The sequence below is a fragment of the Streptomyces longwoodensis genome, from assembly GCF_001514125.1.
Classification (GTDB): domain Bacteria; phylum Actinomycetota; class Actinomycetes; order Streptomycetales; family Streptomycetaceae; genus Streptomyces; species Streptomyces longwoodensis.
On record NZ_KQ948553.1, the window covers coordinates 289,155 to 313,442 of the forward strand.

The 24,288-nt window shown below is 73.2% G+C and carries 21 protein-coding genes; 12 read left to right on the forward strand and 9 right to left on the reverse strand.

All coding sequences use genetic code 11. The features are described 5' to 3' along the window. Positions 1-193 precede the first annotated feature (193 nt). The 6 genes from AQJ30_RS16390 to mscL all read left to right on the forward strand — a co-directional run bounded on the left by AQJ30_RS16390 (position 194) and on the right by mscL (position 6,100). On the forward strand, positions 194-1,771 hold the full coding sequence (locus tag AQJ30_RS16390) for a potassium/proton antiporter (protein ID WP_067234071.1): 1,578 nt from the start codon (positions 194-196) through the stop codon (positions 1,769-1,771). Positions 1,772-2,055: 284 nt separating this feature from the next. Further along, the gene (locus AQJ30_RS16395; protein ID WP_067234072.1) at positions 2,056-3,348 is read left to right on the forward strand and encodes an MFS transporter; all 1,293 of its coding nucleotides are present in this window, start codon (positions 2,056-2,058) and stop codon (positions 3,346-3,348) included. Positions 3,349-3,415: 67 nt separating this feature from the next. Beyond that, positions 3,416-3,748 (forward strand): FmdB family zinc ribbon protein, encoded by a 333-nt coding sequence (locus AQJ30_RS36950; protein WP_079084080.1) that lies wholly within the window; start codon positions 3,416-3,418, stop codon positions 3,746-3,748. A 105-nt stretch (positions 3,749-3,853) separates the two neighbouring features. Then, entirely contained in the window at positions 3,854-4,687 is an 834-nt protein-coding gene (locus tag AQJ30_RS16405; protein WP_067234075.1) for an S-methyl-5'-thioadenosine phosphorylase, read from the forward strand. 225 nt (positions 4,688-4,912) lie between these two features. Then, positions 4,913-5,512, forward strand: coding sequence for a hypothetical protein (locus AQJ30_RS16410; RefSeq protein WP_079084081.1), 600 nt, complete (start codon positions 4,913-4,915; stop codon positions 5,510-5,512). Between the two features lie 111 nt (positions 5,513-5,623). Next, positions 5,624-6,100, forward strand: coding sequence for a large conductance mechanosensitive channel protein MscL (gene mscL, locus AQJ30_RS16415; protein ID WP_067234078.1), 477 nt, complete (start codon positions 5,624-5,626; stop codon positions 6,098-6,100). Positions 6,101-6,117: 17 nt separating this feature from the next. On the opposite strand, the gene AQJ30_RS37930 is transcribed toward mscL, so the two are convergent. Beyond that, positions 6,118-6,288, reverse strand: coding sequence for a hypothetical protein (locus tag AQJ30_RS37930; RefSeq protein WP_107119598.1), 171 nt, complete (start codon positions 6,286-6,288; stop codon positions 6,118-6,120). 85 nt (positions 6,289-6,373) lie between these two features. On the opposite strand from AQJ30_RS37930, the gene AQJ30_RS16420 reads away from it, so the two are divergent. The 4 genes from AQJ30_RS16420 (at position 6,374) to AQJ30_RS16435 (ending at position 11,243) form a co-directional block, all read left to right on the forward strand. Further along, positions 6,374-7,684, forward strand: coding sequence for a low temperature requirement protein A (locus AQJ30_RS16420; protein WP_079084082.1), 1,311 nt, complete (start codon positions 6,374-6,376; stop codon positions 7,682-7,684). A 152-nt stretch (positions 7,685-7,836) separates the two neighbouring features. Continuing rightward, on the forward strand, positions 7,837-8,958 hold the full coding sequence (locus AQJ30_RS16425) for a P1 family peptidase (protein ID WP_067234083.1): 1,122 nt from the start codon (positions 7,837-7,839) through the stop codon (positions 8,956-8,958). A gap of 125 nt (positions 8,959-9,083) precedes the next feature. After that, positions 9,084-10,307 (forward strand): L,D-transpeptidase, encoded by a 1,224-nt coding sequence (locus tag AQJ30_RS16430; RefSeq protein ID WP_079084083.1) that lies wholly within the window; start codon positions 9,084-9,086, stop codon positions 10,305-10,307. 189 nt (positions 10,308-10,496) lie between these two features. Next, complete coding sequence (locus AQJ30_RS16435) at positions 10,497-11,243, forward strand: DUF6227 family protein (RefSeq protein ID WP_067234085.1); 747 nt, start codon at positions 10,497-10,499, stop codon at positions 11,241-11,243. Between the two features lie 122 nt (positions 11,244-11,365). On the opposite strand, the gene AQJ30_RS16440 is transcribed toward AQJ30_RS16435, so the two are convergent. The 4 genes from AQJ30_RS16440 to AQJ30_RS16455 form a co-directional block, all read right to left on the reverse strand. Then, positions 11,366-13,555: a PTS fructose transporter subunit IIABC gene (locus AQJ30_RS16440; RefSeq protein WP_067234086.1), complete on the reverse strand. Its 2,190-nt coding sequence runs from the start codon at positions 13,553-13,555 to the stop codon at positions 11,366-11,368. A 241-nt stretch (positions 13,556-13,796) separates the two neighbouring features. Then, positions 13,797-14,744, reverse strand: a complete 948-nt coding sequence (gene pfkB / locus AQJ30_RS16445; protein WP_067234088.1) for a 1-phosphofructokinase — start codon at positions 14,742-14,744, stop codon at positions 13,797-13,799. Further along, positions 14,741-15,502 carry a DeoR/GlpR family DNA-binding transcription regulator gene (locus tag AQJ30_RS16450; RefSeq protein ID WP_067234090.1) on the reverse strand — a complete coding sequence of 254 codons (762 nt, stop codon included), beginning with the start codon at positions 15,500-15,502 and terminating at the stop codon, positions 14,741-14,743. The genes pfkB and AQJ30_RS16450 overlap by 4 nt, the downstream gene beginning before the upstream one ends. Positions 15,503-15,723: 221 nt before the next feature. Beyond that, positions 15,724-17,289, reverse strand: coding sequence for an MFS transporter (locus tag AQJ30_RS16455; protein ID WP_107119613.1), 1,566 nt, complete (start codon positions 17,287-17,289; stop codon positions 15,724-15,726). Positions 17,290-17,351: 62 nt separating this feature from the next. On the opposite strand from AQJ30_RS16455, the gene AQJ30_RS16460 reads away from it, so the two are divergent. Next, entirely contained in the window at positions 17,352-18,362 is a 1,011-nt protein-coding gene (locus tag AQJ30_RS16460; protein WP_067234094.1) for a helix-turn-helix transcriptional regulator, read from the forward strand. 105 nt (positions 18,363-18,467) lie between these two features. Here AQJ30_RS16460 and AQJ30_RS16465 read toward each other — a convergent pair whose 3' ends face one another. The 3 genes from AQJ30_RS16465 to AQJ30_RS16475 all read right to left on the reverse strand — a co-directional run bounded on the left by AQJ30_RS16465 (position 18,468) and on the right by AQJ30_RS16475 (position 21,858). Continuing rightward, positions 18,468-19,046, reverse strand: coding sequence for a TetR/AcrR family transcriptional regulator (locus tag AQJ30_RS16465; protein ID WP_067234749.1), 579 nt, complete (start codon positions 19,044-19,046; stop codon positions 18,468-18,470). A gap of 524 nt (positions 19,047-19,570) precedes the next feature. Further along, entirely contained in the window at positions 19,571-20,569 is a 999-nt protein-coding gene (locus tag AQJ30_RS16470) for a sigma-70 family RNA polymerase sigma factor (RefSeq protein WP_067234096.1), read from the reverse strand. 521 nt (positions 20,570-21,090) lie between these two features. Then, complete coding sequence (locus tag AQJ30_RS16475; RefSeq protein WP_067234753.1) at positions 21,091-21,858, reverse strand: dioxygenase family protein; 768 nt, start codon at positions 21,856-21,858, stop codon at positions 21,091-21,093. Positions 21,859-22,002: 144 nt separating this feature from the next. Here AQJ30_RS16475 and AQJ30_RS16480 point away from each other — a divergent pair, with 144 nt between their 5' ends. Continuing rightward, entirely contained in the window at positions 22,003-22,512 is a 510-nt protein-coding gene (locus AQJ30_RS16480) for a MarR family winged helix-turn-helix transcriptional regulator (RefSeq protein WP_067234764.1), read from the forward strand. Between the two features lie 129 nt (positions 22,513-22,641). Here AQJ30_RS16480 and AQJ30_RS16485 read toward each other — a convergent pair whose 3' ends face one another. Beyond that, a complete protein-coding gene (locus tag AQJ30_RS16485) occupies positions 22,642-24,186 on the reverse strand; it encodes an MFS transporter (RefSeq protein WP_067234098.1) in 1,545 nt (514 codons plus the stop codon). Positions 24,187-24,288 lie beyond the last annotated feature (102 nt).

A 24,288-nucleotide genomic window follows, 5' to 3' on the forward strand; every position in this document is an offset into this window, starting at 1 on the left:
AGCGGCAGGTCGGGCTGTGACTTCGAATGAGCGCTGGAGCAACCATAGGCGCAGGGCCCCGTGGCACTTGACGCGGAGTCGGCAACCAGCGCGCAAGGACGTTCGATCACGCCCCGGCGAGCGTCAAGAAATCGTCAAGAGTTAGGTAAGGTAATGAAGTAGTCGGGTGCGGGGGCGCGTCACTTCGTGTCCGATGGACGAGTGCGTCGGCGCGTCACGCGCGTGCGCCAGGGAAAGGGAACCGCCGCTGACTGTTCACCACCTCAACCAGCTCCTGCTCGTCTGCTCGATCGTCCTGCTCGTCGCCGTCGCAGCGGTCCGGATCTCCTCGCGCAGCGGGCTCCCCAGCCTGCTCGTGTACCTCGGCATCGGCGTCCTCATGGGCCAGGACGGCATCGGCGACATCCGCTTCGACAACGCCGAACTCACCCAGGTCATCGGCTACGCCGCCCTGGTCGTGATCCTCGCCGAGGGCGGTCTCGGCACGAAGTGGACGCAGATCCGGCCGGCGCTCCCGGCCGCCTCCGCGCTGGCGCTGGTGGGGGTCGCGGTGAGCGTCGGGGTCACCGCGGCCGGCGCGCACTACCTGGTCGGGCTGGAGTGGCGGCAGGCGCTCATCATCGGCGCCGTGGTCTCCTCCACCGACGCCGCGGCCGTCTTCTCGGTGCTGCGCCGGATCCCCCTCCCCGCGCTCGTGACGGGCACCCTGGAGGCCGAGTCCGGCTTCAACGACGCCCCCGTGGTCATCCTGGTCGTCGCCTTCTCCCGGACCGGGCCCGTCGAGCACTGGTACGTGCTGATCGGCGAGATAGCGCTGGAGCTGGTCATCGGCGCCGCCATCGGGCTCGCCGTCGGCTGGGCGGGCGCCTGGGGCCTGCGCCACGTCGCCCTGCCCGCCTCCGGCCTCTACCCGATCGCCGTGCTGGCCATCGCGGTCGCCGCCTACGCCGGCGGCGCGCTGGCCCACGGCAGCGGCTTCCTCGGCGTGTACCTGGCCTCGATGGTGCTGGGCAACGCGAAGCTGCCGCACTGGCCGGCCACGCGCGGGTTCGCCGACGGGCTCGGCTGGATCGCCCAGATCGGCATGTTCGTGCTGCTCGGCCTGCTGGTCACCCCGCACGAACTGGGCGACGACGTGGTGCCCGCGCTGCTCATCGGGCTGGTGCTCACCATGGTGGCGCGGCCGCTGAGCGTCGTGCTGTGCCTGACGCCGTTCCGGGTGCCCTGGCAGGAGCAGGCGCTGATGTCGTGGGCCGGGCTGCGCGGCGCCGTGCCCATCATCCTGGCGACCATCCCCATGGTCAGCGGCATCGAGGGCAGCCTCCGCGTGTTCAACATCGTGTTCGTCCTGGTCGTCGTCTACACCCTCGTCCAGGGCCCGACGCTGCCCTGGCTCGCCCGCACGCTCGAGCTGGGCGACGAGTCCGAGGCCACCGACCTCGGCATCGAGTCGGCGCCGCTGGAGCGGCTGCGCGGGCACCTGCTGTCGGTCGTCGTCCCGAAGGGTTCCCGGATGCACGGCGTCGAGATCAACGAGCTGCGGCTGCCGGCCGGGGCCGCGGTCACCCTCGTCGTCCGCGAGGGGACGTCGTTCGTGCCGGCGCCCACGACCGTCCTGCGCCGGGGCGACGAACTGCTCGTGGTGGCCACCGACCCGGTGCGCGACGCGGCCGAGGCGCGCCTGCGCGCGGTGGGCCGCGGCGGCAAGCTGGCCGGGTGGCTGGGCACGGGCGGCCGGGGCGGCGGGGAGGGCCGGACGGCGCACGGCTGATGTGTTTCGTGTGCGTTTCGACCTGTTCACCGCTCTGCCGATCACAGGTGAACGCGCGCGTGGTGCTCGTTTTCACAGCCCTGACCAGGTCCGGCCCCGGTATCATGAAGGCGCACCTTGATCGGACCAACTCTGCCTGACGCAGAGCTGGCGCGACCGTATGGCGGCCGGACAGCCCTTCCGCGGCGACCCACCGGTATCTACCGCAGTACGCGCAAGAGGACAGCTCTCGGCGCGCCCTGGTGCCAGGGGACGCGCTACCAGGCGGCAGAAAGGCACGGGCCGTGGCATCCACGGTCACCTCCGAGCCGTCGACGAACTCGCCGGCCCCCTCCCGCCCGGGATACGGACAGCTGCTGCGCACCCGCGGCGCCTGGACGTTCCTGCTGCCGGGCTTCGCGGCACGCCAGCCGTTCGCGATGCTCACCCTCTCCATCGTGCTGCTCGTGCAGCACACCACCGGTTCGTACGGCGCCGCGGGCGCCGCCGCGGCCGTCACCGGCGTCTCCATGGCGCTGTTCGCCCCCTACAGCGGCCGCCTGGCCGACCGCTACGGGCAGCGCGCCGTACTGATCCCCGGCGTCCTCGTGCACACCCTGTCCGGCGTCGGCCTGACCGTCCTCGCGCTGGCGCACGCGCCCCTGTGGGCGCTGTTCGCCGCGGCCGTGCCGACCGGCGCCTCCGTCCCGCAGGTCGGGCCCATGGTGCGGGCCCGCTGGGGCGTGAAGCTGAAGGGCTCGCCGCTGATGACGACCGCGGCGGCCTTCGAGTCCGTCACCGACGAGCTGACCTTCGTCGTCGGACCGCTCCTGGCCACCGCCCTGTGCACCGCCGTCCACCCGGCCGGCGGCCTGCTCACCGAGGCGACGCTGACCCTGGTCGGCGGCCTGCTGTTCGCCGCGCAGCGCGGCACCCAGCCTTCGGTCACCCCGGCCGGCCACGCACGCGTGGAGCACGCCTCCGCGCTGCGCGTGCCCGGCGTGCGCGTGCTGATCGTGGCGTTCCTCGGCATCGGGTCGGTGTTCGGCGGCATGCAGGTGTCGCTCGCCGCGTTCACCGAGTCGATCGGCGAGCCCGGCCTGAACGGCGTCCTGTACGGCGTCTTCGCCGCCGGCAACATGCTCTCCGGCGTCGTCTGCGGCGCCGTCGCCTGGAAGGTGGCCCCGCAGCGCCGCCTGCTCGTCGGGTACGCCGCGCTCGCCCTGACCGCGTCCGGGCTGTGGGCCGCGCACTCCGTCCTCGTGCTCGCGGGCCTGGGCCTGCTGGTCGGCATGTGCATCGCGCCCGCGCTGATCACCGGCTACACCCTGGTCGAAGGGCTGGTCCCGGCCGGGGCCCGCACCGAGGCGTTCACCTGGCTGACCGGCGCGGTCGCGCTGGGGCAGGCGGCCGCCGTGACCGTCGCCGGGCAGCTGGAGGACCGGGTCGGCGGCGGCGCCGGGTTCCTGGTCCCGATGGCCGGCACGGTGCTCGCGCTGGTGACCCTGGTGGCGCTGCGCTCCCGGCTGGTGGCACCGGTCCGCGAGCGCACCGTCGCGCGTGGCGTGGGTCACCGCGAGCCGGTGGCAGTGGACTGATCCCGGGGAATGCGTCACTATGGACCGTCGTTAGCACTCATTGAGTGAGAGTGCCAGGAGGAAGACAGTGCCGACCTACCAGTACCAGTGCACCGAGTGCGGCGAGGGCCTCGAGGCGGTGCAGAAGTTCACCGACGACGCCCTGACCGAGTGCCCCAACTGCGGTGGCCGCCTCAAGAAGGTGTTCTCCGCGGTCGGCATCGTCTTCAAGGGCTCCGGGTTCTACCGCAACGACAGCCGCGGCTCCTCGTCGAGCAGCGCGCCGGCGTCCTCGAAGTCGACGTCGTCCTCGTCGTCGCCTTCCACGTCGACGTCGTCCTCGTCGTCCGACTCGTCGAGCTCCTCCGGGTCGTCGTCGAGCTCCTCGTCGTCGAGCTCCAGCAGCTCCTCCGCCGCGTAAGACGTCGCCGGGCACCCGCCCGTACCGCGTTCCGGGCCCTGCCGTCGGTGACGGTGGGGCCTTCGGCGTGCCACGGGGCCCGCGCGTCGGGCTAGTGTGCTGGTCATGGTGAACGCAGAGATCGGCGTAATCGGCGGCTCGGGCTTCTACTCGTTCCTCGAGGACGTCACCGAGATCCAGGTGGACACCCCGTACGGGGCGCCCAGCGACTCCCTCTTCCTCGGCGAGGTCGCCGGCCGGCGGGTCGCCTTCCTGCCCCGGCACGGACGCGGCCACCACCTGCCGCCCCACCGGATCAACTACCGGGCCAACCTGTGGGCGCTGCGCTCCGTGGGCGTGCGCCAGGTGCTCGGCCCCTGCGCGGTGGGCGGGCTGCGGCCCGAGTACGGCCCCGGCACACTGCTCGTCCCCGACCAGCTGGTCGACCGGACGAAGTCCCGGGTGAACACCTACTTCGACGGGCTCCCGCTGCCCGACGGCGCCGTGCCCAACGTGGTGCACGTGTCGCTGGCCGACCCCTACTGCCCGACGGGCCGGGCGGCGGCGCTCAAGGCGGCGCGGGGCCGGGACTGGGAGCCGGTCGACGGCGGCGCCCTGGTGGTCGTCGAGGGCCCGCGCTTCTCGACCCGCGCCGAGTCGCTGTGGCACCAGGCCCAGGGCTGGTCGGTGGTGGGCATGACGGGCCACCCCGAGGCGGCGCTGGCCCGCGAACTCGAGCTCTGCTACACGTCCCTGACCCTGGTCACCGACCTCGACGCGGGCGCCGAGACCGGCGAGGGCGTCTCCCACGACGAGGTCCTGCGCGTCTTCTCGGCGAACGTCGACCGGCTGCGGGGCGTGCTCTTCGACGCGGTGGCCGCGCTGCCGACGACGGCTGAGCGGGACTGCCTGTGCGCGAACGCGCTGGGCGGGATGGATCCGGGGTTCGAGCTGCCGTGACGTGACGTGACGGGGCTTGGCAGGAGCGGGGGTTCGGAGGGGCGGGGCTTCGGAGGGGCGGGGGCTCGGAGAGGCGGGGGCTCGGGAGGGTCAGGGGCGCGGAAGTCCTCGTTCGGGTGAGGGAGTTGTCCACAACCGGCCGGTGGTGCACCGGCTCCGGCGGGCTTCGGCGCCCGGCCCCATCGTGGGACGCGCAAGCCGATCCCTCGCCCAGGTGGTGATCCCGTGCCGGTCCCCCAGCCCGCCCCCACGTCCGTCCCGTCCCCTTTGTATCCCGCGCCGTTGGGTGCGGACGCGCCTCCGCCGTGCGAGGTGCCGCACTTCCCGCCCGTGCGGGTGCGCGGCGGACGGTGCTCCTTGCGGCGGCTCGTACGGTCCCGGCGGCGAGCCGTGGCGCTGGGACTCGCCGTCACCGCGGCCGCGCTCGTGGCGGCCGGCCCGGTGGACGAGGCGGGCCGCTCCCGCGGTCACCCGGCCGACAACCCGGCCGCCCCTATGCCGACGGCGCCGGCCGATCCCGTACGGCGGGGTCCGCCCGCCGAGCCGGTGTCGGCGCCGGTGCGGATCGCGGACGCGGCCACGGTGCGGCTGCTGCGCCCCGGGGACCGGGTCGACGTGATCGCCGCCGGGCAGACGGCCATCGGGGCGGGGACTGGGGCGGGGACGGGCGCCCAGGTCGTGGCGCGCGGGGCGGTGGTGACGCGGATCCCGGAGTCCGGCGACGTCGGCGAAGGTGCGCTGGTCGTGCTGTCGGTGCCCCGGTCCACGGCGGTGCGCCTGGCGGGCGCGGGGGCGACGGCGCGGCTGGCGGTGGCGCTGTGGTGAGGCGATCAAGTAACACGATCGTGCTACCCGATGGGACAGGCCGAGGTGACGCTGCCGTAGGTTGCAGGACTGTTTGTTCCACGCCCTGTGAGCACGAGGAGAGTCACCCAGGTGAAGGAAAAGCAGGAACCCACCGTCTGGCAGGGCTTCAAGTCCTTCCTGATGCGCGGGAACGTCGTCGACCTGGCAGTCGCGGTGGTCATCGGCGCCGCCTTCACGAACATCGTCAACTCGGTGGTGAAGGGTGTGATCAACCCACTGGTCGGGGCGATCGGCACCCAGAACCTCGACAGCTACAGCTCGTGCCTCAAGGGCCCGTGCGTGAAAGCGGCGGACGGCTCGGTCTCCCACGGCGTGATGATCCTGTGGGGTTCCGTCCTCGGCGCGACGCTGACCTTCGTGATCACCGCGGCCGTCGTCTACTTCCTGATGGTCCTGCCGATGTCGAAGTACCTCGCCCGCGTCGAGGCCCGCAGGAAGGCGCGCGAGGGCACGCGCGAGATCATCGAGGTGACCGAGCTGGAGGTCCTGAAGGAGATCCGCGACGCCCTCGTCTCCCAGCGGGGCTCGGGCCACAGCCGCGAGTAGGCGCGACCCCCGGGTCCTCAGATGTGGTGGGGCGGCTTCTCGTCGAGGAAGCGCTTGAGGTCGGCGGCGCTGTCGTTGCCGGACGGCTGTTCGCCCCAGCCGCGGTCCGTGTCGTCGGAGGACTGCTGGTCCAGCGGGTCGTCGAAGACGAGCGCGGGCCGGGGCTCGGGGGCGGGAGGGGTGCTCATACGTCCAGGGTACGGGCCGAGGAGGACACGGGTCCGTGGGCCGCTGGGTGGGCTTTCCGGAGGTTCGTCTGCTGTGCTGGGACCCATGACGACCGGTTCGACTCCGCCGCACTCCCCTTCCCCCTCGCCCTCGCCGTCCTCTTCTTCCCCGTCCTCCTCATCCCCGTCCTCCTCATCCCCGTCCTCCTCTTCCTCCGCCGCTCGGCCACGGCCGGTGCGCAGGCTCGTCGCCCGGGGGCGGGGCGAGGCGCACCGGGTGGCCTCGCCGCTGGAACTGTTCTTCGACCTGTGCTTCGTGGTCGCCATCGCCCAGGCCGGGGTGGCGCTGGTGCACGCGGTCGCGGAGGGGCACGCGGGACAGGGCGTCCTCGACTACGCGATGGTGTTCTTCGCCATCTGGTGGGCGTGGATGAACTTCACCTGGTTCGCCTCGGCCTACGACAACGACGACGTGCTGTACCGGGTCGTCACGCTCGTGCAGATCGCCGGGGTGCTGGTGCTGGCCGCCGGGGTGTCGCGGGCCTTCGGCGAGCACGACTTCGTGGTCGTCTGGCTCGGGTACCTGATCATGCGGCTGGCGCTGGCGGCCCAGTGGCTGCGTGCCGCCCGCACGGCCGAGGGCGCCGAGCGGACCACGGCGCTGCGCTACGCCTCCGGTGTGCTGCTGTGCATGGTCGGCTGGCTGGGGCTCGTCGTGCTGCCGGAGCCGGCCCGGCCGTGGGTGTTCCTGGTGATGGTGGTCGCGGAGCTGAGCGTGCCGATGTTCGCCGAGCGGGACTTCATGACGTCCTGGCACCCGCACCACATCGCCGAGCGGTACGGCCTGTTCACGATCATCGTGCTCGGCGAGACGATCGCGGCGGCCACGGTCGCCGTGAAGTCGGCGGTCGACGAACACGACGCGCTGGGCGAGCTGGTGCCGATCGCGGTGGGCGGTCTGCTGATCGTGTTCGCGGCCTGGTGGATCTACTTCGTGGTGCCGATCCACGGGCACCTGCGGTCCAGCGCGCAGGCGTTCCTGTGGGGGTACGGCCACTACCTGATCTTCGCGTCGGCGGCGGCGATCGGCGCCGGCCTGGAGGTGGCGGTGGAGCAGGCGGTCGGCACGGCCCACGTGTCGACGACGGCCGCGTCCGCCGCCGTGACGGTGCCGACCGCGCTGTTCCTGGTCACGGTGTGGGCGCTGCACGCGCGGCACTTCAAGGTGGGCCTGGCGCAGCAGCTGGTGCTGCCGGTCACCGCGCTGCTGGTGGTGGGCTGCACGTTCCTCGGTGAGGGGGCGGTGCTCGCGGCGGGCCTGGTGTGCGCGCTCGCGGTGGCCACGGGCACGACACTGACGGCGCGTGCGGAGGCGCGGGAGGACGCGGTGGGGCGGGCCCCGGACGCCGTCGGCTGACCATCGGCTGAGGGCGGACCCCGTGCCGGTGCGGGCGGCGGTGCCGGTGCGGACGCCGGTGCCGGCGCCGAGGGGGGACAGGTGCCGATGCCGGTGGCCGAGGGTGGGCAGGTGCCACTGCCCGCCACCCGGCGTGGGTGACACTGGCTGCCATGACAGTCGACGCTGTGACGGACGTGGCCGGGGTGCGGGTGGGGCACGCGACGCGGGTGGGCGGCGGGTGGCTCACCGGTACGACCGTCGTCCTCGCCCCGGAGGGCGGCGCGGTGGCTGCCGTGGACGTGCGCGGGGGCGGGCCCGGGACGAAGGAGACCGACGCGCTCGACCCGCGCAACCTCGTGCAGCGGGTCGAGGCGGTCGTCCTGACCGGCGGCAGCGCCTACGGGCTCGACGCGGCCTCCGGAGTGATGGCCTGGCTGGAGGAGCAGGGCCGCGGGGTGCGCGTCGGACCGGAGCCCACGCACGTCGTGCCGGTGGTACCGGCCGCCTGTGTCTTCGACCTGGGGCGCGGCGGCGACTTCCGGGCTCGGCCGGACGCGGCCACCGGGCGGGCCGCGGTGGAGGCCGCGGCGGCGACCCCGCCGGGGGCGCCGGTGGCGGAGGGCGGTGTGGGCGCCGGTACGGGTGCGGTGATCGGCGCGTTGAAGGGCGGGGTCGGCACGGCGAGCGTGGTCCTCGACTCGGGGATCACGGTGGGCGCGCTGGTGGTGGCCAACGCCGTGGGCTCACCGCTGGATCCGGCGACGGGCGCGCTGTACGGGGAGTGGTACGAGGGGCGGCGCCCGCGGCTCCCCGACGAGGAGGTGCACGAGGCCGCGCTCCGGCGGCTCGCGAAGAGCGCCGCCAGGAACGCTCCCCCGCCGCTGAACACCACGCTCGCGGTGGTCGCCACCGACGCCCGGCTGTCCAAGGCGCAGGCGCAGAAGCTGGCGGGCACCGCGCACGACGGCATCGCCCGCGCCGTACGGCCGGTGCACCTGCTGCACGACGGGGACACCGTGTTCGCCCTCGCGACCGGCACCCGGCCCCTCGCGAGGGCGGACCAGGACCAGCGGCTGCCCGCGGAGGACGCCCGCGCCGGCGGGGACCTGGCGGCCGTCGACGACCCGCTCGCGCTGAACGACGTGCTCGCCGCCGGCGCGGACGTGGTGACGCGGGCCATCGTGCGGGCGGTGCGCGCGGCCGGGTCCGTCGAGTCGGCGGGCGGCGCGTGGCCGTCGTACACGGAGCTCTACGGGGACGGACGCGGGGAGGCGGACCCGGCCCGGTCGTGATTGTCCCGGTTCTGTCACGTGATGGTGTCCGGCTCGGTGCGGGCGGAACCCCGCCCGGTGTCCCGCCCCTCTTCCCGGTCGTACTGGAGCGGACACCCGCACATCACCTGAAGCTGGAGCAGCCCGTGACAACGCCGGACATTGCAGCGCGGCGCGTACTGGGGGCCGCGGCCGCCCTCGTGGTCGGCGCCCTGACCCTGACCGCCTGCGGAGGCGACGCCAACGCCGACGCCGACCGTAACGCCAAGGGCGGCAGCGGCGGCGCGAAGACGTCGACCGCGCAGATAGCCATCTCGGCCAAGGACGGTTCGACGGGGGCGTCGATCAACACGACCGGCGTCCGCGTGACGGACGGCCGGCTGACCACCGTACGGATGACGGTGGCCGGTTCGGGCGCGGAGGTGCCCGGCGCGCTGTCGGCGGACGGGAAGAGCTGGAAGCCGAAGGAGCAGCTGGAACGGGGCACGAAGTACCAGATATCGGCGACGGCCAAGGACGGCGAGGGCCGCACCTCCGCGGCCAACTCGATCTTCACGACGGTCAGTTCGGACAACAGCTTCATCGGCACGTACACGCCGGACGCGGGCAGCACCGTCGGGGTGGGCATGCCGGTGTCGTTCACGTTCGACAAGGCGATCAGCGACCGCAAGGCGGTGCAGTCGCACATCACGGTCACGTCGAGCAGCGGGCAGCAGGTCGTCGGGCACTGGTTCGGCGCGCAGCGCCTGGACTTCCGGCCGCAGGAGTACTGGAAGGCCGGCTCCAAGGTGACCATGCGGATCGACCTGGACGGCGTCGAGGGCGCCAACGGGGTGCTCGGGGTGCAGAAGAAGACGGTGACCTTCACGGTCGGGCGCTCGCAGGTGTCCACCGTGGACGTCGACACGCAGACCATGACGGTCGTGCGGGACGGCCAGGTGCTCAAGTCGGTGCCGATCTCGTCGGGCAGCCCGGAGCACACCACGTACAACGGGCAGATGGTGATCTCCGAGAAGTTCGTGCAGACCCGCATGAACAGCCGGACGGTCGGGCTGGGCGGGGAGTACGACATCCCGGACGTGCCGCACGCGATGCGGCTGACGCAGTCGGGCACGTTCATCCACGGCAACTACTGGTACAACCGGGGCAATCCGCCCTTCGGCCGGGAGGGCACCAGCCACGGCTGCGTGGGGCTCGCGGACGTGCAGGGCGCGCAGGGCGAGAGTTCGGCCCAGTGGTTCTACGACAACTCGCTCGTCGGGGACGTGGTCGTGGTGAAGAACTCCCCCGACAAGACGGTCACGCCGGACAACGGCCTCAACGGCTGGAACCTGTCGTGGAGCGAGTGGCAGGCGGGGAGCGCGGTGTGAGCGGGCACGCTTCTGCCGCAACACGCCGCTGACCGGCGATTCCTGACGGAAACTCGGGCCGCGCGGGAACATCTCGCGCGGCCCGCGCGTTTTCCCGGCGTACGTTTTCTCGGTTCCCGGACATGATGTCCGGCCGAGGGGCTACGGTATGCACCCACAAGGTGACATGCAGCAACGCCGGGAGAAACCTTGAGCGTTCCGTACGAGACGACAGCGTACGAACCAGCCGAGTCGCCCGAGTCTCCGGAGGAGCACCTCGCGCGGCTTCTCGGCCGTGCCCTGAACTCCTTCGAGCTGCCCGACGACACGATACGGCAGCTCGACTGCGCGCTCGCGCACGACAGCTCGTTGCACTCGGCGCACCACAGCGCGGGCCTGCACCGTGAGACGTACCGGCACACCTGGCTGCTGGCCGACGGCTCGGCTCTGACCCTGTGGGAGCTCGTCCACAACACTGCGCCGGGCAGCGAGCCGCAGCACGAGGTGTACGTCGACGAGGAGGAGCTGCGCGCCGCCACCGGCCGCCTGCCCCTGCCGCCGGACACCCCGGACTTCGAGCTGCCGGTGCTGGTGCAGCTGTCCCCGATCCCCATGCCCCGCCACGAGTACGTGCCGGACGACTCGGCCGACCACGCCCGCCGCCTGCTGCGCCGCGCGGAGAACGCGGACCGGCCGGGGCAGGACCTGGCCGACCTGCTGAGCACCGCGTGCGCCCACCAGATCACCCAGGCGTTCGGCCGCCCCTGCCGGGCGGGCCGCATCGGGCTCGGGTACGCGCTCTACGAGCACGCGTTCCTGCTCCGCGACGGCCGGGAGCTCTCCCTGTGGGAGGTCGAGCACACGGCCACGCCCGACGGCCGGCACATGTGCGAGGTGTACCCGTCGGAGGCGGAGGCCCGCGAGGCGATGGAGCGCCGGGCGGCGCAGGTGGGCTGACCCGGACCCACCCACACGAGCGGCCGACCACGCGCCCCGCAGGGGGCTCCGTGGTCGGCCGTCGTCGTACAGTCCCGATCCCGATCCCGGTCCCGTGGCGGTACCGGCTCCCGCCGGTCCGCTCACGCCGCGACCGGCTGCTCCTCGGGTTCCGGCGCCGTCGGCGTGGTGCCGCCGTCCGCCGTCTCCGTGGGCGTAGTGCCCGGAGCCGGCTTGCGCAGGCCCTTGAGCAGGACGACCAGGGCGGTGGTGGCGCAGACGCCGGCCGCGATGGCGACCAGGTAGAGCAGCGGGTTGCCGATCAGCGGGACCACGAAGATGCCGCCGTGCGGGGCGCGCAGGGTGGCGCCGAACGTCATCGACAGGGCACCGGTGATCGCGCCGCCCACCATCGAGGACGGGATGACGCGCAGCGGGTCCGCCGCGGCGAACGGGATCGCGCCCTCGGAGATGAAGGACGCACCGAGCACCCAGGCGGCCTTGCCGTTCTCGCGCTCGGTCGGGGTGAACAGCTTGCCGCGCACGGTCGTGGCCAGGGCCATCGCCAGCGGCGGGACCATGCCGGCGGCCATCACCGCGGCCATGATCTTCATCGCCGAGTCGCCCGGGTCGGAGACCGCGATGCCGGCGGTGGCGAAGGTGTAGGCGACCTTGTTGACCGGGCCGCCGAGGTCGAAGCACATCATCAGACCGAGCAGGGTGCCGAGCAGGACGGCGTTGGTGCCGGTGAGGCCGTTGAGCCAGTCGGTCATGGCCTTCTGGGCGGAGGCGATGGGCTTGCCGATCACCACGAACATCAGGAACCCGACGATCGCCGAGGAGATCAGCGGGATCACCACCACCGGCATGATGCCGCGCAGGGCCGCCGGGATGCGCACCCGCTGGATCGCCATCACTACGCCACCGGCGATCAGACCGGCGGCCAGACCGCCGAGGAAGCCCGCGTTGATGGTGAGGGAGATCGCGCCGCCCACGAAGCCGGGGACCAGGCCCGGCCGGTCGGCCATGCCGTAGGCGATGTACCCGGCCAGGACCGGGACCAGGAAGCCGAAGGCCACGCCGCCGATCTGGAAGAGCAGCGCGCCCCAGCTGTCGGCCTGGGTCCAGAGGAAGTGGTCCATCACCGACGGCGCCTTGTTGATCTTGTAGCCGCCGATGGCGAAGCCGAGGGCGATCAGCAGACCGCCCGCCGCGACGAACGGGACCATGTAACTCACGCCGGACATGAGCCACTTGCGCAGCTTCGTGCCGTAGCCCTCGGTGGAGTCACCGGTCCGCTCCACCGGCGTGCCCGCGCCCGCACCCCGGCCCGCGCCCGCACCCCGGCCCGCGGCCGCCGGTGCCGTGGCCTCGCCGCGTGCCGCCTTCGCCCGGACCTCGGCGATCAGCTCGGCGGGGCGGTTGATGCCCGCCTTCACGCCGACGTCCACGGTCGGCTTGCCGGCGAAGCGGTCCTTCTCCCGGACCGGCACGTCGTGCGCGAAGATCACGGCGTCCGCCGCGGCGATCACCGCCGGGTCGAGCCGGGTGAAGCCCGCCGAGCCCTGCGGCTCGACGGTGATCTCGACACCCGCCTCACGGCCGGCGTTCTCCAGGGACTCGGCCGCCATGTACGTGTGGGCGATGCCGGTCGGGCAGGAGGTGACGGCGACGATCCGGAACGGGCCCGCCGGGGCGGAGTCGGCAGGGGCCGCGGTCGGGGCCGGGACCGGGGCCGCGGCCGTACTGCCCGCCGTGGCGCCGGCGGAGGCCGCCCCCGGCGCCACGGCGGAGTCATAAGAAGCCGAGGCGGAGTCGTCGGAGACCGGGGCGGAGTCGTCGGAGGCCGGGGCAGCACTCACCGCGCCCGTCCCACCGGCCACCCGCGGCGCCTCGTCCCCGCGGATCAGCGCCGCCGCGCCCTCCGCGTCCGGCACCGACCGCAGCGCGGCGGTGAAGTCGGCGTTCATCAGCTGGCGGGCCAGGGACGACAGGATCGTCAGGTGGGCGTCGTCCGCACCGGCCGGAGCGGCGATGAGGAAGATCAGGTCGGCCGGGCCGTCCGGCGCGCCGAAGTCGATGCCGGCGGCGCTGCGCCCGAAGGCGAGGGTCGGCTCGGTGACGTGCGCGCTGCGGCAGTGCGGGATGCCAATGCCGCCGTCCAGGCCGGTCGGCATCTGGGCCTCGCGGGCGGCCACGTCGGCGAGGAAGCCGTCGAGGTCGGTCACCCGGCCCTGGGCGACCATGCGCTCGGCGAGGGATCGCGCCGCCGCTTCCTTGGTGTCGGCGGACAGGTCGAGATCGACCAGGTCCGCGGTGATCATGTCGCTCATCGCGGGCTCCTTCGCACGCGTATCGCCCGGGCAGTCAGGGGGTGGGCGTGATGGGGGACGGGGGTACTGCGGGGGGCTGCCGGAGGCAGGGGGAGGACCAGGTGCGGGTGCCGAAGGTGGCAGCGGACGGGGGCGCGTGACGGGGAGCCACGCCGCTCCGGCGCCGCGAGAAGGAACGGCGCAGGGACCGTCGGAGCCGTCGGAGCCGTCGGAGCCGTCGGAGCCGTCGGAGCCGTCGGCGTCATGACACCGGCTCCGTCAGTTCCCGGTCGGCCGGGACGTCCGCCGTCACCGTCACCGCGGCCGGGTCGAGGGCGGCCGGGGTCGGCATCACGCTGCCGGGCAGCTGGACGGCGGCCGCGCCGTGCGCGACGGCCGAGGCCAGGGCTTCGGGACCGCTGCCGCCGGCGACGAGGAAACCGGCGAGGGAGGAGTCGCCCGCGCCGACGTTGCTGCGCACGGTCCCCACGCGCGCGGTGGCGAACCAGGTGCCGGCGTCCTCCACCAGCAGCTGGCCGTCCGCGCCCAGGCTGGCGAGGACGGCGCGCGCGCCCATGCCGCGCAGTTCCTCGGCCGCCTTGACCGCGTCGCCCACGGTCGCCAGGGGGCGCCCGACGGCCTGCGCGAGCTCCTCGGCGTTGGGCTTCACCACGTCGGGCGCCGCGCGCAGCGCCTCCAGCAGCGCGGGCCCCGAGGTGTCGAGCGCGATCCGCGCGCCCGAGGCGTGCGCCCGGGTGACGACGTCGGCGTACCAGGAGGGGGCGAGGCCGCGCGGGAGGCTGCCGCAGCAGGCGATCCACGTGGCCTCGCGGGACTGCTCGCGCACGGTCTCCAGGAGCAGTTCCTGCTCGGCGGCGGACAGCTCCGGACCGGGCGCGTTGATCTTGGTGAGGACGCCGTCGGACTCGGCGAGCGCGATGTTGGACCGGGTGGCGCCAGCCACCGGCACGGGGGCGACCTCGATGCCCTGCGCGTCGAGCAGGTCGGCGACGAGGGCGCCCGGCGCACCGCCCAGGGGCAGGACGGCGACCGTGCGCCGGCCGGCGGCGGCGACGGCCCGGGAGACGTTCACGCCCTTGCCGCCCGGGTCCATGCGCTCGCCCGACGCGCGGATGACCTCGCCGCGGTCCAGGGAGGGGACCTCGTAGGTGCGGTCCAGGGAGGGGTTCGGGGTGACGGTGAGGATCATGCGCGCACCACTTCCGTGCCGCCGCGCTCGATCGCGGCCGCGTCGTCGGGGCTCAGCCCGCTGTCGGTGATCAGCAGGTCCACGTCGCCGAGGGCGCCGAAGCGGGCGAAGTGCTCCTGGCCGTGCTTGGCGGAGTCGGCGAGGAGGACGACCCGGCGGGCGGCGGCCATCGCGGCCCGCTTGACGGCGGCCTCGGCGAGGTCGGGGGTGGTCAGCCCGTGCTCGACCGAGAAGCCGTTGGCGGCGACGAACAGCACGTCGGCGCGGATCTCGCCGTACGCCCGCAGCGCCCAGGCGTCCACGGCGGCGCGCGTACGGTGCCGTACGCGCCCCCCGATCAGGTGGAGCTGCATCCCCGGGTGGTCCGCGAGGCGGGCCGCGATGGGCAGGGAGTGCGTGACGACGGTGAGGTCGGCCTCCAGGGGCAGGGCGGCGGCGAGGCGGGCGACCGTCGTACCGGCGTCGAGGATCATCGTGCCCTCGGCCGGCACCTCGGCGAGGGCCGCCTTGGCGATGCGGTCCTTCTCGTCGGCGGCGGTGCCCTCACGCTCGGCGAGGTCCGGCTCGAAGTCGAGGCGTCCGGCGGGGATGGCCCCGCCGTGCACGCGGCGGACCAGGCCGGCGCGGTCCAGGGCCTTCAGGTCCCGGCGGATGGTCTCCGCGGTCACCTGGAACTCCTCGGCCAGCGAGAGCACGTCCACCCGGCCGCCGTCGCGCGCGAGCCGCAGGATCTCCTGCTGCCGCTCCGGTGCGTACATGTCCGTTCGCCTCCGCGTCATGCCCGAACGTGTGGTTTCGCCGTGACGCTACGCCCGGATATCCGGAAAGTAAACAGGTACGGACCCGGTCCGGACACAAACGGGCGGCACTCAGGGTGCTGGGACACGCGAACGGACACCCGTCCCGGACACCCGGACACGCGAACGGGCCCGGCACCCCCTCACGGAGTGCCGGGCCCGCCGGAGCCGAGAGCCCAGGGTCAGGGCACCAGCGCAGGCGGCGCAGGCTCCCCGTCCCGCTCCCCCGCCGTGGACGGCGCCGGGGCCCCGGCCCCCTCGAGGTGCTGGGCCGGACGCCGGGGCAGGGCGAACATCAGCAGGAAGATCGCGCCCATCACCACGGCCACCCAGACCAGCGCGTGCTGGAAGGCGTTCACGAAGGCGGGGCCGATCCGGTCCGGGGTGAGGTGGTCGGAGATCTGCCCGAAGAAGACGACGGACACCAGGCCGAGGCCGAGCGCGTTGCCCATCTGCTGCACGGTGTTGATCAGCCCGGACGCCGAGCCGGCGTGCTCGCGCGGCACCCCGGAGAGGATCGCGTCCGTCAGCGGGGCGACGATCAGGCCCATGCCGAGACCCATCACGACCAGCGGGAGCGCCATCTGCCAGGGGGCGATGTCGAGGCCGTAGCGATCGGACTCCGCGATGTAGAGCAGCACGCCGAGGGCCATCGTCAGGGCGCCCGCCTGGAGGACCCCGCGGCCGAAGCGCGGGACGAGCTGCTGCACGGACAGCCCGGCCGCCACCGACACCGCGATGGAGAACGGCACGCCCGTCAGACCGGCGCGCAGCGGGCTCCAGCCCAGCCCGATCTGCATGTACAGCGTCCAGACCAGGAAGAACACGCCGAGCGCGACGCCGAAGACGGTCTGCACGGCGATGCCCGCGGCGAAGGACTTCACCCGGAACAGGGACAGCTCGATCAGCGGGGAGCCGTCGCGGGCGGCCTTGCGCCGCTCGTAGGCGACCAGCACGCCGAACACCACGAGCGCGCCGGCCATGGACCCGTACCCCCACAGCGGCCAGCCCAGCTCACGGCCGCGGGTCAGCGGGTAGAGCAGCATCAGCAGGCCGAGGCTGACCAGGGCGACCCCGACCAGGTCGAGCTTGAGGGCGTGCGGGGCGCGCGACTCGGTGATGAAGCGGCGGCCCAGGACCAGGGCCGCGATGCCGACCGGCAGGTTGATCAGGAAGATCGGGCGCCATTCGAGGCCGAAGAGGTTCCACTCGGTGAGCAGGGCGCCGAGCAGCGGGCCCGACACCGCGCCGAGTCCGACGATCGCGCCGAACAGCCCGAACACCTTGCCGCGCTCGTGCGCCGGGAAGGTGGCGTGCACGATCGACAGCACCTGCGGGACCATCATCGCCGCCATCGCGCCCTGCAGGATGCGGGAGGCGACCAGCATCTCCGGGTTCACGGCGAAGCCGCACAGGGCGGAGGCGACGGTGAACCCGGCGACGCCGAGCAGGAACAGCCGCTTGCGGCCGTGGATGTCGCCGAGCCGCCCGCCGGTGATCAGGCCCGCGGCGAAGGCGAGCGCGTAGCCCGCGGTGATCCACTGGATCTGGCTGAAGGAGGCGCCGGCGTCGCGCTGGATCGACGGGATGGCGATGTTGACGATCGTGACGTCGACGAGGTCCATGAAGGCCGCCGTCATCACGATGGCCAGCGCGAACCATCGCGTCCGGTCGGGAGGCGCCGCGCCGGTCGGTCCGTCGGAGCGGGTGCTTTTCCGGGTGCCCGGGGTGGTCTCGTTCGAGGTCATGCCGTCACGGTAGGACCGCAATAGGTCAGATCGTGTCCTAGTTCTGCGGCATCCTCGGTGACATGACGACGGACACCCCGGCCCGGCTCCTCCAGCTCCTGTCCCTCCTGCAGACGCCCCGCGAGTGGCCCGGCGGCGAGCTCGCCGACCGGCTCGGGGTGTCCCGGCGCACGGTCCGCCGGGACATCGACCGGCTGCGTGAACTCGGCTATCCGGTGCAGGCCACCCAGGGCGCCGACGGCGGCTACCGGCTGGTCGCGGGCAAGGCCATGCCGCCGCTCGTGCTGGACGACGAGGAGGCGGTGGCGATCGCGGTGGGCCTGCGCGCGGGCGCCGGGCACGCCCTGGAGGGCGTGGACGAGGCGTCCGTGCGGGCGCTGGCCAAGCTGGAGCAGGTGCTGCCCGCACGGCTGCGCCACCGGGTGAGCACGCTCCAGGCCGCCACCACCCCGCTCATCAACGGGGACGGGGCGCGCATCGCGCCCGAGACGCTGACCGTGATGGCGTCGGCGGTGGCCGGCCGGGAGCGGCTGCGGTTCGGGTACTGCGCCAAGGACGGCACCGAGTCGCACCGCCTGACCGAGCCCTACCGGCTCGTCTCGACCGGCCGCCGCTGGTACCTGGTCGCCTACGACCTCGGGCGCGAGGACTGGCGGACGTTCCGGGTGGACCGGGTGCGCGAGCCGTTCGCCACGGGGGCCCGGTTCTCGCCGCGCGAGCTGCCGGAGGGGGACGCGGCGGAGTACCTGCGGCGGTCGATCCGGCGGGGGCACGAGGGCGGGGAGTACGCGTTCGACGTGCTCTTCGAGGCGGACGCGGAGTTCGTGGCCGCCCGGCTGCCGACCTGGCTGGGCCGCCCGGAGCCCGAGCCGGGGACCGAGCCGCGGACCGGCGGCGAGGACGGTGCGCCGGCGCCGCGCTGGTGCCGGGTGCGCGGGACGACCGGCGACCCCGTGCAGTGGCTGGCGGTACGGCTGCTGATGGTGGGCTGCGACTTCCGGGTGCGCGCCCCCGAGGACCTGGTGACGTCGGTACGGGAGCTGGGCGTACGGCTCACCCGCGCGGCGGGCTGACCCGGACGCGGGACCGGCCCGCCGGACACCGGGCGGCACCGGACAGCGGGCGGCGCCGGATACCGGGCGGTCGCACCGCGCCCCGGTGATCTGTCCCGCCCGCTCTCAGGACCCGGCCAACCCCTCCCAGAACCCCCGCAGCGCCCGCAGGTTGGCCAGCGCCAGCTCCGCCGGGCCGTCGGGTCCCGTCGGTGCCGCCGCGCCCTGGGCCCACGTCTCCACCGCCACCCGTACGGCCGCTCCGGCCACCGCCGCCGCGAAGCGCAGGTCGGGTGCGGCAACGTTGTCGCGATGCAGCCGGGCGGCGAGGATGCCGGCCAGGGCGTCCTCGGAGGTGAGGCACACCTCCGCCCAGACCTTGCCCAGGGCGGGGTGGCCGGTGGCCAGCCGGATCAGGGTGCGGACCCACTCCCAGGAGGCCGTGGAGACACCGGCGCCGGGGGTCAGCGTGTGCCGGACCCCGTGCTCCAGCGCCTGGGCGACGGACAGGTGGGCCGGTGCCTCGCGGACCGCCTCGGCCCAGCGCTCGGCACCCGCCGCGTACAGGGGCGCGACGGCCTCTTCCTTGGTGGCGAAGTAGCGGTAGAAGGTGCGCGGTGCGATGCCGGCCGCTTGGGCGATGTCCTCGGCGCGGGTGGTGCGCAGTCCCTGGGTCGCGAAGAGCCGGGCCGCCGCCCTCGCGATCTCCCACCGCGTCTGCGCCTTGCGCCGTTCCGTGAGCGAGGCGGGGGCGGCGGGGGAAGAGGAGGACGATGAGGGCGCCGAGGAAGACGAAGAAGGCGAGGCGGAGGGGGTGCTGCGCGGTGCGGGGGTGGAGCTGATCACGTCGGCAGGCTATGCCGCTGTGGCACAATCTGCCACCGGCGGGCCACCCCGGGGTTCAGGTACGGGGTGCCCCGCCTTTCCAGCGTGGTGCCCGCCCGTCGGGTGAGGGGCGGGCACAGGAGGAGCCGGCTCCGGCGCCCGGGGGGACAGGCGCCGGAGGCCGGCTCTGGGAGAGTCCCGGCGCCGGGGGGGATTGCGTCGGGACGTGGTCGTGGGTGGCCGCTCAGGTCGCTCCAAGAAGTGAGCTCCAGGGTTCCGTGCCTCGAACTCCCGTGCTCACCAAGGTTGTTCCCCGCCCCGCCGGGTTGAAGCGACGGTCCCCCGCCATGTTTGCGCGGGCTTCGGCCACCCGGCGTACGCCGGAAGGCCGGGGCCCGCGCCGCTCACGCCGCGGCTTCGAAGCCGGTGTCGCGGGCGAGCTTCTTCAGCTCCAGCAGGGCGTGCTTCTCGATCTGGCGGATGCGCTCACGGGTCAGGCCGTGCTCCTTGCCGACCTCGGTCAGCGTGCGCTCACGGCCGTCGTCGATGCCGTAGCGCATCTTGATGATGGACGCGGTGCGCGGCTCCAGGCGGTCGATCAGGCCGTCCAGTTCCTCGCTGCGCAGCAGGGTCAGCACCGACTGCTCCGGGGAGACCGCGCTGGTGTCCTCCAGCAGGTCCCCGAACTGGGTCTCGCCCTCGTCGTCCACCGACATGTTCAGCGAGACCGGGTCGCGGGCCCAGTCGAGGACGTCGGTCACGCGCTCCGGCGTCGAGCCGAGCTCGGCCGCGATCTCGGCGGGCTCGGGGTCCCGGCCGTTCTCCCGGTTGAACTCGCGCTGCACGCGGCGGATGCGGCCCAGCTCCTCCACGAGGTGGACGGGCAGGCGGATGGTGCGGGACTGGTCGGCTATCGAGCGGGTGATCGCCTGACGGATCCACCAGGTGGCGTACGTCGAGAACTTGAAGCCCTTGCGGTAGTCGAACTTCTCGACCGCGCGCACCAGGCCGGCGTTGCCCTCCTGGATCAGGTCGAGCAGGGGCAGGCCGCTGCGCGGGTAGCGCCGGGCGACCGCCACCACCAGACGGAGGTTGGAGCGGATGAAGACGTCCTTGGCCCGCTCACCCGCGGCGACCAGGGCCTCCAGCTCCTCCCTGGAGGCGTCGGCCCGCGACTCCTCGAAGCCGTCCAGGACCTGCTGCGCGAACACACCCGCCTCGATGATCTGCGACAGCTCGACCTCCCTGGCGGCGTCGAGCAGCGGTGTGCGCGCGATCTCGTCGAGGTACATGCCGACCAGATCGCGGTCGGCGATCTCGCCGCCGGTGGCGCGAACACTGCGGGCCGCGTCGGCCGTCTCGCCGGTGGCGGACTGACGACGGGCGACGGCACGGGTTGCCATGCGTGCTCCCTTGCGATGGTGGGTCAGCGGGTGGTCCTTCGGCTGCCGGCCACGGGACCACTCCCTTGCGGGATTCGGTCCGGTCCTCTGGGGGGACTCTCCACGGGTGCCCGGCTTCCGACGGATACAACGACTGGAAACAGGACAGAATTCCCCTCGCGTCCTCCGGATCGTGTGATCATGCAGTATCCTGCCCGGCCACACGCGGATGCGGACCCCCGCCGGGACGGGCAAGGGTGCAGGTCAGGACGGGGTCGAGGGGACCTCGGCACCCTCACGGGCCTCAGCGGCCACTCCGCCCGTGAGACGCCCATCACATTCGACACCGTCGTCGTCACCCCCGGGGAGCGCCGCCCGTGGCCGCCCTCCCACCGTGAAGACGGGCCGTACCGCCCGATGGTTGCCACGGACGGGGAAACAGGACACGGCCGGACCAGCGGGACCCAAGGGAGCCACAGCGCCGGACCAGGCAGCCGCCCTGACGACCACCCGCCACCCGCCACCCGCCACCCGCCACCCGTTCAGCCGAACTGCACCGACCGCTTCGCCATTCCCAGCCAGAACCCGTCGATCACGGACTTCTGCGCGTCGAGCTCGCCGTCGGCCTCCGCGGCGCCCATGGTCACGAACAGCGGGGCGAAGTGCTCGGTGCGCGGGTGGGCGTACCGGCCGGCCGGGGCCTTGTTCAGGAAGTCGAGGAGCACGTCCCAGTCCCGGGTCTCCAGCGCGCGCCGCCCCCAGTCGTCGAACTCGGAGGACCAGCTGGGCACCCCGGGGCCGGTGTGGCGCAGCGCGGCGAGGTTGTGGGTGAAGAAGCCGGAGCCGACGATCAGCACGCCCTCGTCGCGCAGCGGGGCGAGGCGGCGGCCGATCTCCATCAGCCGCACCGGGTCGAGGGTCGGCATGGACACCTGGAGCACGGGGATGTCGGCCTGCGGGAACATCTCGACCAGGGGCACGTAGGCACCGTGGTCGAGGCCCCGGTCGGGGATGTCCTGCACGGGGGTGCCGGGGGTGCGCAGCAGCTTGCGGACGGACTCGGCGAGCTCCGGCGCGCCGGGGGCCGGATAGGTCACGCGGTAGTAGTGCTCGGGGAAGCCCCAGAAGTCGTAGACGAGGGGGACGGTCTCGACCGCGCCCAGCGCGAGGGGGGCCTCCTCCCAGTGGGCGGAGACGATGAGGACGGCCTTCGGGCGGGGCAGCGCGGCGGACCAGGCGGCGAGCTCGCCGGGCCACACCGGGTCGTCGGCGAGCGGCGGGGCGCCGTGGCTGAGGTACAGGGCGGGCATGCGCTCTCGCGGGGCGGCGGCGGTCATGACGGCGGCTCTCCCTCACACTCCGGACGTTTGCTTAAAAGTTAAAGCACTAGCGGAGTGCCCACCCTACGACCTCTTTGTTCAAGTTTCAAGGACAGGCGCCGTACGATGGAGACCATGAACACGGCATCCGCACCCGCCGACGAGCCGCAGTGGCTCACCGCCGAGGAACAGCGCGTCTGGCGCGCCTACCTGCACGCCACCACCCTGCTCGAGGACCACCTCGACCGACAGCTCCAGCGCGACGCGGGCATGCCGCACATCTACTACGGCCTGCTGGTCGGCCTCGCCGAGGCACCGCACCGCCGGCTGCGCATGACCGAACTGGCCATGCAGGCGAAGATCACCCGTTCCCGGCTCTCGCACGCCGTCGCCCGCCTGGAGAAGAGCGGCTGGGTGCGCCGGGAGGACTGCCCCTCGGACAAGCGCGGCCAGTTCGCCGTGCTGACCGACGCGGGCCTGGAGGTGCTGCGCCGCACCGCGCCGGGCCACGTCAGCGCCGTACGCCAGGCGCTGTTCGACCGGCTGACCCCGGAACAGCAGAAGTCCCTCGGCGAGATCATGCAGATCGTCGCCGAGGGACTCCAGCCGAACGAAGCGGGGGCGGACCTGCCCTGGCTCCGCTGACCGCCCGGGCGGCGGCGCGGGGCCGGGGCAGGGTTCCCCCGAGGGGGGTGTACGGGCGGGGCGTCCCCTTCCCCGCCGTACACCGGGGATGAACCGGAGGGGTACCTCTGGCAGCCGGGGCTCAGCCGGTCAGTGGGCCACCACCGGCACCGCGATCTCGTCCTCGACCCCGTCGCCCGAGCCCGAGCCGGCGATCGGCCCGAGGTTCGGACGGCCGGCGTTGATGAACGTCACGGCGATCGCGGCGGCCGCGACCAGGATGCCGACGGCGAACCAGATGGCGCTGGTGTAGCCGTGCACCATGCCCTCCAGCTGGACCAGCTGCTGCTGCGGCCGGGACCCGGCGGAGGCGATGTGGTCCTTGATGTACGACGTCGTCGCGGACGCGGCGATCGTGTTCAGCAGCGCCGTACCGATGGCACCGCCCACCTGCTGCGAGGTGTTGACCATCGCGGAGGCGACACCGGCGTCTCGCGGCTCGACGCCCAGCGTGGCCAGGGACATCGCCGGCATGAACGCCGTACCCATGCCGAGGCCCAGCAGGATCATCGCCGGCAGCAGCACGGCCGCGTACGAGGAGCCGATCTCCAGCCGCGTCAGCAGCAGCATGCCGAGCGCGGCGACCAGGAAGCCCGGGCCCATCAGCAGCCGCGGCGCGACCCGGGTCATCAGCCGGGTGCCGATCTGGGTGGAACCGGTGATCATGCCCGCGATCATCGGCAGGAAGGCGAAGCCGGTCTTCACGGGCGTGTAGCCCTTGACGACCTGCAGGTAGTAGGTCAGGAAGAGGAACAGGCCGAACATCGCGATGATCGCGAGGCCGAGCGAGAGGTAGACACCGCCGCGGTTGCGCTCGGTGACCACGCGCAGCGGCAGCAGCGGGGCCTTGACCCGGGACTCCACCAGCACGAACGCGATCAGCAGCACACCGGAGGCGACGAACATGCCGATGGTCAGCGAGTCGCTCCAGCCCTCGGACTCGGCACGGGTGAAGCCGTAGACCAGGGCCACCAGGCCCAGGGTGGACAGCAGGACGCCGGGGATGTCGAGCGGGTTGCGGTTGCGGCCGCCCTCCGGTTCACGGATGACGAAGTACGCGCCGAGCGCGGCGACGATGGCGAACGGGATGTTCACGAAGAACGTCCAGCGCCAGTTCAGGTACTCGGTGAGGAAGCCGCCGAGGATCAGGCCGACGGCGCCGCCGCCACCGGCGATCGCGCCGTAGATGCCGAACGCCTTGGCGCGCTCCTTGGCGTCGGTGAACATCACGGCCAGCAGCGACAGCGCGGCCGGGGCGAGCAGCGCGCCGAACACGCCCTGCAGGGCGCGGGCGCCGAACATCATGGCCTCGTTGGCGGCGGCACCGCCGAGCGCGGAGGCCACGGCGAAACCGGCCAGACCGGTGACGAAGGCGCGCTTGCGGCCCCACAGGTCCGCGATGCGGCCACCGAACAGGAGCAGACCGCCGAAGGCGAGCGCGTAGGCCGTCACGACCCACTGCCGGTTGCCGTCGGAGATGCCCAGGTCCTGCTGGGCGGAGGGCAGCGCGATGTTCACGATGGTGGCGTCGAGGACGACCATCAGCTGGGCGAGCGCGATGAACGCGAGCGCCTTCCAGCGGTTGGCGTCACCCTCTCGGGCGGCGCCGGGAGCCTTCACGGCTGTTTCAGACATGGGGGTACCCACTTCGGGACTTCGGGACGTCGAAAAACGTTGGTGAGAACAGGACGTCGGAACGAAACGTCGGAACGGTGGAATCGAAGGAACGACGAAGGA